Below are 12,495 nucleotides of genomic sequence, written 5' to 3' on the forward strand. Positions count from 1 at the left end.
TCCCAGGGCCGCGCGGATCCTGCTGATCAGCCGCACTGCAAGCAGGGAATGTCCACCCAGAGCGAAGAAGTCGTCATCGACTCCGACGGACTCCAGGCCGAGGACCTCGGCGAACGCCTGGCACAACGCCTCCTCGCGGGCGTTGGCTGGAGCACGCCCGGAGCCGGCTGCGGACGCGAGGTCCGGCGCCGGCAGCGCCCTGCGGTCCAGCTTCCCGTTGGGCGTGAGCGGCAGCGCCTCGAGCACCACCACCGCCGAGGGCACCATGTACTCCGGCAACCGGGCGCCGACGTGCTCCCGCACCACGGACGGCAACCCGTCGACGTCCGCACCATCACCGTCCCCGGCCGCCGGGACGACGTAGGCGACCAGACGCTTGTCCCCCGTCTCGTCCTCCCGGGCGATGACCGCGGCCCGGGCGACCTGCGGGTGCGCGGCGATGACCGCCTGGATCTCACCCGGCTCGATCCGGAACCCACGCACCTTCACCTGCTCATCGGCACGCCCCAGGTACACCAGGTTGCCCTCGGCATCCCAGCGCACCACATCCCCGGTCCGGTACAACCGGCCACCACCGGCCGGGTCGGTGTCGAAGGGGTCGGCCACGAACCGGCCCGCGGTCAGACCCGCACGCCCCACATACCCACGCGCCAGACCCGCCCCGGCCACATACAACTCCCCGGCCACCCCGACCGGCACCGGGCACAGCCGCTCGTCCAGCACATAGGCCCGGGCGTTGAGGATAGGACCACCGATATTCGGCACATCCCCGGCCGACAGCACGCCCGACATGGCCGCACACACCGTCGTCTCCGTAGGCCCGTACGCATTGACCAACCGCCGCCCCGGAGCCCACCGGGCCACCAACTCCCCACCCAGCGCCTCACCGGCCGACACCAGCGTGGTCACCGAACCCAGATCCGCCGGATCCAGTACCTCCAGCACCGCCGGCGGCAACGTCACATGCGTCACGCCATGCCGCGCCACCACACCGGCCAGCCCCGCACCCGGCAACAGCTCCCGAGCCGGCGCCACCACCAAACACGCACCCGAGCCCAACGACACGAAGACTTCAGCGCCGGCCGCATCGAATCCCACCGACGCGAACTGCAACACCCTGCTGCCCACGCCGATCGCGAACCGCCGTGCCTGGGCAGCCACCAGACTCCCCAGCCCCGTATGCGTCACGACCACGCCCTTCGGCAACCCCGTCGACCCCGAGGTGTAGATCACATACGCCGGATGATCCAGAAGCAGAGGCACCGACAGCGGACCATCAGCCATCGACGAAACCGCCGCCACCACCACCGGATCATCCACAACCACCACCGGCGCCGAACCAACGTTTACACCGGCCCCCGACAGCGCTCCCACACAGGCGGCATCGGCGATCACACACACCGCACCCGCGTCCGCCAGCATGAACGAGATCCGCTCCGCCGGCAGCTCCGGGTCGACCGGCAGATACGCCGCCCCCGCCTTCAGCACCGCCAGCAACGCCACCACCATCTCCACACCCCGCGGCAGACACAGACCCACCACCGCCTCCGGACCCACACCCAGCCCGGAGAGGTAGCGGGCCAGACGGTTCGCCCGCGCATCCAACTCCGCATACGACACCGACACGCCCTCGAACACCACCGCCACAGCATCCGGCGTCCGCGCCACCTGCCCCGCGAACAACTCCGGCACCGTCCCCGCCGGCACCACGGCCGCCGTGTCGTTCCACTCCACCAGCACCCGACGCCGCTCACCGGCATCCAGTACGTCCACCCCAGAGATCCGCAGCCCCGGATCGGCGACAACCGCCTCCAGCACCCGCACCAGACGCCCGACGATCACCGCCACCGTCTCCGGATCGAACAGATCCGCCGACCCGATCACCCCGCCATGAAGCCCAGCAGGGACACCCTCGGCACCGAAGACCTCAGAGACGGTCACGTCCAGGTCGAACTTCGCCACCGACGCCGCTGCGGCCGAGGCCGCGTGGCCGCCGGCCCGCACGCCCGGCAGCTCCAGCTCCGCGGCGGCGTTGTTCTGCACCGTGAGCATCACCTGGAACAACGGATGCCGGGACAGTGAGCGGGCCGGAGCCAGCTCCTCCACCAGCCGCTCGAACGGCACATCCTGATGCTCGAACCCGGCCAGGCTCGTCTGCCGCACCCGAGCCAGCAGCTCGGTGAACGTCGGATCGCCCGACACATCCGTGCGCATCACCAGCGTGTTGACGAAGAACCCGACCAGATCATCGAGCGCCTCATCCGTACGCCCCGCGACCGTCGCACCGATCGGAATGTCGGTGCCCGCACCCAGCTTCGCCAGCAGCACCGCCAGCGCGGCCTGCAGCAGCATGAACACCGTCACACCCTGCTCACGCGCCACCGCCAGCAGCCGCCCGTGCACCTCGGCCGGAACCCGCAACGGCACCGCGTGCCCGCGATGACTCGCCACCGCCGGACGCGGCCGGTCGGCCGGCAGCGCCAGCTCCTCCGGCGCACCCGCCAGCACCTGCCGCCAGTAGGCGACCTGCCGCGAGATCACACTCTCCGGATCGTCCTCGTCACCGAGCAGTTCACGCTGCCACAGCGTGTAGTCCGCGTACTGCACCGGCAACGGCTCCCACACCGGCACCCGCCCCTCAAGACGCGCCGCATACGCGCCCGAGACATCCTTGGCCAACGGCGCCGTCGACCAGCCGTCCCCGGCGATGTGATGCACCACCACCACCAGGACATGCTCGTCCGAGCCATCGGTGAACAGCCACGCCCGGATCGGCACCTCAACCGCCAGATCGAACGCGTACCCGGCCGCCGCCGCAACCTGCTCAGGCAGATCAGCCGGGGCCACCTCCACAACCCGCAGCTCCCACTCCAGATCATCGATGTCGAGGATCTGCTGGAACGGCTGCCCGTCCTCGGCCGTGGGGAACACGGTGCGCAGCACCTCGTGCCGCCCGATCACATCCCGCAACGCCGCCGCGAGCGCGGCCGTGTCCACATCACCGGACAACCCCAGTGCCGTCGGGATGTTGTAGAGCGCGCTCGCCCCCTCCAACTGCCCGATGAACCACAACCGCTGTTGCGCGAACGACAGCGGCAACCGCTCCGGACGCACCTGCGGCACCAACGCGGAACGCGCCACACCAGCACCCGACAACCGCGCCGCCAAACCCGCCACCGTCGGAGCCTCAAACAACGTCCGCAACGACACCTCAACACCCAGCACCGCCCGGATACGGCTCACCAACCGCACCGCCAGCAGCGAATGCCCACCCAGGACGAAGAAGTCGTCATCGACCCCGACGGACTCCAGGCCCAGGACCTCGGCGAACGCCTGACACAGCAATTCCTCACGCACGTTCGCCGGGCCACGCCCGGAACCGGCGAGCGATGCGAAGTCCGGCGCCGGCAGCACCTTGCGGTCCAGCTTCCCGTTCACCGTGAGCGGCAGCGCCTCCAGCACCACCACCGCCGACGGCACCATGTACTCCGGCATCCGCGACGCCACGAACTCCCGCATCTCAGACGGCAACGCGTCGACGTCCACACCATCACCAGCCCCAGCCGCCGGGACGACGTAGGCGACCAGCCGCTTGTCGCCAGTGGTGTCCTCCCGGGCGATGACCGCGGCCTGGGCGACCTGCGAGTGCGCGGCCAGGACCGCCTGGATCTCACCCGGCTCGATCCGGAACCCACGCACCTTCACCTGCTCATCGGCACGCCCCACGAAGACCAGCTCACCGGACTCCGACCACCGCACCACGTCCCCGGTCCGGTACAAACGCTCCCCCAGACCGAACGGGTCGGCCACGAACCGGCCCGCGGTCAGACCCGCACGCCCCACATACCCACGCGCCAGCTGCGCCCCGGCCACATACAACTCTCCCGCGACCCCGACCGGGACCGGAGCCAGCCGGTCATCGAGCACGAACACCCGCAGACCGGGAATCCCCCGCCCGACCACACTGGCCGTCGTTCCTGTGTCCCCCGCCTCAAGCGCACGGTACGTGACATGCACGGTGGTCTCGGTGATCCCGTACATGTTGACCAGACGCGGTCCACCCTCCGGCCGCCGCGCCCACCAGTCAGCCAACCGCGCCGGCTCCAACGCCTCCCCACCGAACACCACAGCCCGCAGCGACTCACCCGAGGCCGCCCGCCCCGCCTCAGCCGCGACCAACTGGTAGAACGCCGAGGGCGTCTGACTCAGGACCGTGACCCGCTCGCGCTCAAGCAGATCCCAGAACTCCTCCGGAGACCGCGACACCGCATACGAGACCACCACGACCCGCCCACCGTGCAGCAGCGCCCCCCACAACTCCCACACCGAGAAGTCGAACGCAAACGAATGGAACCAGCTCCACACGTCCCCCGACCCGAACTCGAACAGCCCCACCGCCGCCGCGAACAGACTCGCCACATTGCGATGAGTCACCGCCACGCCCTTCGGACGGCCCGCCGACCCGGACGTGTAGATCACATACGCAGGGTGATCCAGCAACAGAGGACTGCCACACTCCGCCGACGTCAGACCGCTGTCATCCAGCCCGGCAACATGCGCAGCCACCTCAGGATCATCCAGCACAAGCACCGGAACATCCACCGCAGGCACAGCCGCGACACACCCCGCCTCGGTGAACACCAACGACGGACGGGCATCAGCGAGCATGAAGGCGATCCGCTCGGCCGGGTACTCCGGATCCACCGGCAGATACGCCGCACCCGCCTTCAACACCGCCAGCAGCGCCACCACCAGATCGGCCGAACGCTCCATCACCACCGCGACCACCGACTCCGGACCCACACCCCGCCCGGCCAGCAACCGGGCCAGACGATTCGCCCGCCCGTCCAACTCCGCATACGTCAGCCGCTCGTCGCCAGCCACCACCGCCACAGCATCCGGGATCCGCGCCACCTGCCCGGCGAACAACTCCGGCACCGTCCCCGCCGGCACCACGGCCGCCGTGTCGTTCCACTCCACCAGCACCCGACGCCGCTCACCGGCATCCAGCACGCCCACCGCCGACAGCGGCACCTGCGCACCGCCCTCCAGGCCCTCCTCCAACGCCGCCACCAGGTCACCGACCGCCGTATGCAGCATCCCGGCAACCGCCCGCGGATCGATCGACCCGACCGCATCCACTACCAGACTAAGTTCATCACCGTTGTCATCGACCGACACCGTCAACGGGTAGTTGGTCCGATCCCGGAGGAAGACCGGCCGGAGGCCCTCGATCCCGTCGCCGTCGGCGGCACCGGGCTCACCAGCGCCCTGAGACCCGCCGGCGGTGTTGTGCCGGTAGTTGAGCAGCGTGGTGAACAACGGCTCATTCGCCGGCACCGCGCTGGCACGCTGGGCCACCGCCAACGGCGCATGCTCGTGCTCCAGCAGGCCGGCCAGCAGTCCACGCATCGCCGTGACCGCATCCAGCACACCGAGATCCCCGGTACGCACCCGCACCGGCAGGGTGTTCATGAACAACCCCGGCACCCGGTCCGAGCCGGCACCCGCGTTCATCCGCCCGAACAGCACCGTGCCGAACACCACGTCGTCACGGCCCGCAACCACCGCCAGCACCCGCGACCACGCCACATGCATCACCGTGGCAGGACTCGCCCCCAACCGCCGGGCCACCTCCCGCAGCCGCACCACAACACCGGCATCCAGGCCACGTATTGCGTGAACAACCTCGGAACCGTCACCGCGCACGTCGCTGACTCCGAACGCCGCGGTCGGCTCCTCCACCCCGGCCAAAAGCTCCCGGAAGAACTCCTCATGCTCCCCAGTCGCCAGCCCGGCCCGGGCCTGCGCCACGAAGTCCCGGAACGGCAACGGCTCCGGCAACTCCTCGCCACGCCCGGCCAGGATCGTCTGGATCTCGTCCAGCACGACATCCATCGCGGTGTGGTCCTGCACCAGATGATGCGTCCGCACCAGCCCCAGCCACCGGCCACCAGAGACCTCGGCCACATGCAGATCCAGCAGCGGCGCACGCCCCAGATCCATCACCAACGCCACCACCGACACGAGATCCGCTACGGGATCCGCCGACTCGGTGTCGAGGCTCACCTCGGTCACCGACAACGCCGCCGAACGCCACACCACCTGCACCGGCTCCCGCAACCCCTGCCACACCACCGAGGTCCGGAACACATCATGCCGGTCGACCACCTGCTGCAACGCAGCGACGAACCCGTCCACCCGGGACCGGTCATCGAACTCGATAACCCTCGGCGTCACATACGCGTCCTGACCGCCGTCGGCCAGCAGGTGGTGGAACAGAATCCCTTCCTGCAGCGGAGCCAGCGGATAGATGTCCGCGATATTGCCCGCACCACCCTCGACCCCGGAAACCACCGCCTGGATCTCCGTCTCGCTCAGCTCCACCAGCGGCAGCATCTCCGGCGTGATCACCTGCGCCCCGTCCGGGATCAGGTTCTCCGGCACCGAAACCGACACCGCACCCGACGCAGCCGCCAGCCTCGCCGGCGTCGGCGCCTCAAACAGCGTCCGCACCGACACCGACACACCCCGCACCCGCAGCCACTCCACCAGGCGCACCGCCAGCAGCGAATGCCCGCCCAGAGCGAAGAAGTCGTCATCGACGCCGACGGACTCCAGGCCCAGGACCTCGGCGAACGCCTGACACAGCACCTCCTCACGCACATTCGCCGGAGCACGCCCGGAACCGGTGAGCGCGGTGAAGTCCGGCGCCGGCAGCGCCCTGCGGTCCAGCTTCCCGTTGGGTGTCAGCGGCAGCGCCTCGAGCACCACCACCGCCGACGGCACCATGTACTCCGGCAACCGGGCGCCGACACGCTCCCGCACCACGGACGGCAACCCGTCGACGTCCACACCAGCCCCAGCCCCAGCCACCGGGACGACGTAGGCGACCAGACGCTTGTCCCCCGTCTCGTCCTCCCGGGCAATGACCGCGGCCCGGGCGATCTGCGGGTGCGCGGCGATGACCGCCTGGATCTCACCCGGCTCGATCCGGAACCCACGCACCTTCACCTGCTCATCAGCACGCCCCACGAACACCAGCTCGCCCTCGGCACTCCAGCGCACCACATCCCCGGTCCGGTACAACCGGCCACCACCGACCGGGTCGAAGGGGTCGGCCACGAACCGCTCCGCCGTCAGACCCGCACGCCCCACATACCCACGCGCCAACTGCACACCGGCCAGATACAACTCCCCCGCCACACCCACCGGCACCGGGCACAGCCGCTCATCCAGCACGAACACCCGACTGTTCCCCGTCGGACGACCGAACGGCACCACCACCCCGTCCGACACCTGCGGATCCAGCACCCCAGCCGCCACCATCACCGCGGCCTCGGTCGGACCATAGGTATTGACCAACACCCGGTCCCGCGCCCACGCCCCGGCCGTCCCCGGCGAGATCGCCTCCGAACCCACCACCATCCGGCGCACCGGCCCCAGATCCTCCGGCGCCAGCACCTCCAGCAGACTCGGCACCACACTGGCCACCCGCACCCCGGCCGAGACCACCAGGTCCCGCAACAACCCCGCGTCCACCCGCTGCGCCGACGAGGCCACCACCAAATACGCCCCCGACGTCAACGCCACCGCCACATCCAGCACCGAAGCATCGAAACTGAACGACGCGAACTGCAACACGCCAACCCCCGCATCCGCCCCGAAAACCGGGCAGAACACGGCAGCAGCATTCACCAACGCCCCATGCGAGACCGCCACACCCTTCGGCACCCCCGTCGACCCCGACGTATAGATCACATACGCCAACTGCCCCGGCACCACACACACATCCGGCACCACGCCATCCGCCATCGACGACACCGCCGCGGCGACTTGCGGCTCATCCAACACCACCACCGGCACCGAACCAGCCGCATCCTGCACACCGGAAAGCACCCCGGCCACCACGGACTCCGTCAGCACACACACCGGCGCCGCATCAGCCAGCATGAACGCGATCCGCTCCGCCGGATACTCCGGATCCACCGGCACATACGCACCCCCGGCCTTCCACACCGCCAGCAACGCCACCACCATCTCCACACCCCGCGGCAGACACAGACCCACCACCGCCTCCGCACCCACACCCAGCCCGCACAGATACCGGGCCAGACGGTTCGCCCGCGCATCCAACTCCGCATACGACACCGACACACCCTCGAACACCACCGCCACAGCATCCGGAGTCCGCGCCACCTGCCCCGCGAACAACTCCGGAACCGTCCCCGCCGGCACCTCGGCCGCCGTGTCGTTCCACTCCACCAGCACCCGGTCCAGCTCCGTGCCATCCAGCACGCTCACCCCGGACAGCGGCGTCTGCGAACCGCCCTCCAGAGCGTCTTCCAGCGCCGCCACCAGGTCACCGACCGCCGTATGCAGCATCTCGGCAACCGCCCGCGGATCGATCGGCCCGACCGCATCCACCGTCACAGCGAGCCACTCACCGCCGATGTCATCGACCGACACCGACAACGGATAGTTGGTCCGCTCACGGGAGAACACCTGCCGGACGCCCTCGAACCCGCCGTCACCGGCGGCACCGAACTCACCAGTACCCTGCAATCCCTCGAGCGTGTTGTGCCGGTAGTTGAGCAGCGTGGTGAACAACGGCTCGTCCGCCGGCACCGCGCTGACCCGCTGGGCCAAGGCCAATGGCGCGTGCTCGTGCTCCAGCAGCCCGGCCAGCTGATCCCGCATCGCCGCGACCGCATCCAGAGCCTTCAGCTCACCGGTGCGCACCCGCACCGGCAGGGTATTGACGAACAATCCCTGCGCCCGGTGCGAGCCGGCGCCAGCGTTCATCCGCCCGAACAGCACCGTGCCGAACACCACGTCGTCACGACCCGAGACCACCGCCAGCACCCGCGACCACGCCACATGCAGCACCGTGGCAGGGCTCGCCCCCAACCTCCGGGCCACCTCCCGCAGCCGCACCACAACACCGGCATCCAAAAGCAGGGCCGCCCGCATCGCGTCCGAACCGTCACCGCGCACGTCGCTGACTCCGAACGCCGCGGTCGGCTCCTCCACCCCGGCCAAAAGCTCCCGGAAGAACTCCTCGTGCTCCCCAGTCGCCAGCCCGGCCCGGGCCTGCGCCACGAAGTCCCGGAACGGCAACGGCTCCGGCAGCGTCTCGGCACGCCCAGCCAGAATCGTCTGGATCTCGTCCAGCACGACATCAATCGCGGTGTGGTCCTGCACCAGATGATGCGTCCGCACCAGCCCCAGCCACCGGCCACCAGAGACCTCGGCCACATGCAGATCCAGCAGCGGCGCACGCCCCAGATCCATCACCAACCCCACCACGGACATGAACTCGGCCGCCGGATCCGCCGCGTTGACGTCAAGACTCACCTCAGTGACGGGAAGCGCCGCCGAGCGCCACACCACCTGCACCGGCTCCTGCAACCCCTGCCACACCACCGAGGTCCGGAACACATCATGCCGGTCGACCACCTGCTGCAACGCAGCGACGAACCCGTCCAGCCGGGACCGGTCATCGAACTCCAGCACGTGCGGCGTCACATAGGTGTCGTCACCGCCGTCGGCCAGCAGGTGGTGGAAGAGGATCCCTTCCTGCAGCGGAGCCAGCGGGTAGATGTCCGCGACATTGCCCGCACCACCCTCGACCCCGGAAACCACCGCCTGGATCTCGGTCTCGGTCAGCTCCACCAGCGGCAGCATCTCCGGCGTGATCACCTGAGCGTCGTCCGGAATCAGGTTCTCCGGCACCGAAACCGCCACCGCACCCGACGCAGCCGCCAACCCCTCAGGCGTTGGTGTCTCAAACAGCGTCCGCACCGACACCGACACACCCCGCACCCGCAGCCACTCCACCAGGCGCACCGCCAGCAGCGAATGCCCACCCAGAGCGAAGAAGTCATCCTCCACCCCGACCGACTCCAGCCCGAGGACCTCGGCGAACGCCTGACACAGCACCTCCTCACGCACGTTCGCCGGGCCACGCCCGGAACCAGCGAGCACGGTGAAGTCAGGCGCCGGCAGCGCCCTGCGGTCCAGCTTCCCGTTCACCGTCAACGGCAGCGCCTCCAGCACCACCACCGCCGACGGCACCATGTACTCCGGCAACCGCGACGCGGCGAACTCCCGCAGCGTGCCCGGATCAGCCTGATCCCCGGCCACCGGGACGACATAGGCGACCAGCCGCTTGTCCCCCGTCTCGTCTTCCCGGGCGATCACGGCGGCCTGGGCGACCTGCGGGTGCGCGGCGATGACCGCCTGGATCTCACCCGGCTCGATCCGGAACCCACGCACCTTCACCTGCTCATCGGCACGCCCCAGATACACCAGCTCACCCTCGGCATCCCAGCGCACCACATCCCCGGTCCGGTACAGGCGGCCACCACCGGCCGGGTCGGTGTCGAAGGGGTCGGCCACGAACCGCTCCGCGGTCAGACCCGCACGCCCCACATACCCACGCGCCAACTGAACACCGGCCAGATACAACTCCCCCGCCACACCCACCGGCACCGGGCACAGCCGCTCATCCAGCACGAACACCCGCGTGTTCGCAACCGGACGCCCGATCGGCACCACCGACGACCCGTCGGGCCGCACCTGATACCCGGTCACGTCCACCGACGCCTCGGTCGGACCGTACAGGTTGAACAACCCCGCATCCGCACCGAACACGGCGAAGAACCGGTCCCGGACACCGGCGCCCAACGCCTCACCCGAACACACCACCCGCCGCAACGACCCGCACCGCCCGGCCTGCGGCACCGCCAAGAACGCCTCCAGCATCGAGGGCACGAAATGCACCGTGTCCACCCGCTGCTCACGCACCAGCTCGGCCACATACCCCGGATCCCGATGACCACCCGGCCGGGCCACCACCATCACCGCACCCTGGACCAGCGGCCAGAACAACTCCCACACCGACACATCGAACCCGAACGGCGTCTTGTGCAACACCCGCTCCCCCGGCGCCAGCCCGAACCGGTCCTGCATCCACACCAACCGGTTCACAATCCCGGCATGCGACACCACCACACCCTTCGGCACACCCGTCGACCCCGACGTATAGATCACATACGCCGGATTCCCCGACACCACCGACACCCCGGGATCAGCGGCCGACAACGCCGCCACCGCCGCCACCACCCCCGGATCATCCACAACCACCACCGGCACCGAACCAACGTCCACACCGGAAAGCACCCCGGCCACCACGGACTCGGTCAGCACACACACCGCACCCGCATCCGCCAGCATGAACGAGATCCGCTCCGCCGGCAGCTCCGGATCCACCGGCAGATACGCCGCCCCCGCCTTGAGCACCGCCAGCAGCGCCACCACCATCTCCACACCCCGCGGCAGACACACCCCCACCACCGACTCCGGACCCACACCCAGCCCGCACAGATACCGCGCCAGCCGGTTCGCCCGCGCATCCAACTCCGCATACGACACCGACTCGCCCTCGAACACCACCGCCACAGCATCCGGAGTCCGCGCCACCTGCCCCGCGAACAACTCCGGCAACGTCCCCGCCGGCACCTCGGCCGCCGTGTCGTTCCACTCCACCAGCACCCGACGCCGCTCACCGGCATCCAGTACGTCCACCCCGGAGATCCGCAGCCCCGGATCGGCGACAACCGCCTCCAGCACCCGCACCAGACGCTCGACGATCACCGCCACCGTCTCCGGATCGAACAGATCCGCCGACCCGATCACCCCGCCATGAAGCCCAGCGGGGACACCCTCGGCACCGAAGACCTCAGAGAGGGTCACCTCGAGGTCGAACTTCGCCGCGGCCACCGCTGCGGCCGAGGCCGCGTGGCCGCCGGCTCGCACGCCCGCCAGCTCCAGCTCCGCGGCGGCGTTGTTCTGCACGGTGAGCATCACCTGGAACAACGGATGCCGGGACAGTGAGCGGGCCGGGGCGAGTTCCTCCACCAGCCGCTCGAACGGCACGTCCTGATGCTCGAACCCGGCCAGGCTCGTCTGCCGCACCCGAGCCAGCAGCTCGGTGAACGTCGGATCGCCCGACACATCCGTGCGCATCACCAGCGTGTTGATGAAGAACCCGACGAGATCGTCCAGCGCCTCATCCGTGCGCCCGGCGATCGCCGAGCCGATCGGGATGTCCTCACCCGCGCCCAGCTTGGAGACCAGCACCGCCAGCGCGGCCTGCAGCAGCATGAACACCGTCACACCCTGCTCCCGCGCCACCGCCAGCACCCGGGCATGCACCTCGGCCGGAACCCGCAACGGCACCGCGTGCCCGCGATGACTCGCCACCGCCGGACGCGGCCGGTCGGCCGGCAGCACCAGCTCCTCCGGCGCACCCGCCAGCACCTGCCGCCAGTAGGCGACCTGCCGCGAGATCACACTCTCCGGATCGTCCTCGCTGCCCAGCAGTTCACGCTGCCACAGCGTGTAGTCCGCGTACTGCACCGGCAACGGCTCCCACACCGGCACCCGCCCCTCAAGACGCGCCGCATACGCACCCGAGACGTCCTTGGCCAA

General features: G+C 69.7%; 1 protein-coding gene (running past both ends of the window). It reads right to left on the bottom strand.

Every position in this 12,495-nt window falls within one protein-coding gene, locus EDD90_RS22940, for a non-ribosomal peptide synthase/polyketide synthase (RefSeq protein ID WP_123974825.1), read on the bottom strand. The gene is 32,601 nt long; 123 of those nucleotides lie to the left of the window and 19,983 to its right, leaving coding positions 19,984-32,478 in view (codon 6,662, complete, through codon 10,826, complete); reading right to left, the first codon wholly in view occupies nt 12,493-12,495. Both codon boundaries (start and stop) fall beyond the window edges.

Source organism: Streptomyces sp. Ag109_O5-1, assembly GCF_003814875.1.
Taxonomy (GTDB): Bacteria; Actinomycetota; Actinomycetes; order Streptomycetales; family Streptomycetaceae; genus Streptomyces; species Streptomyces sasae.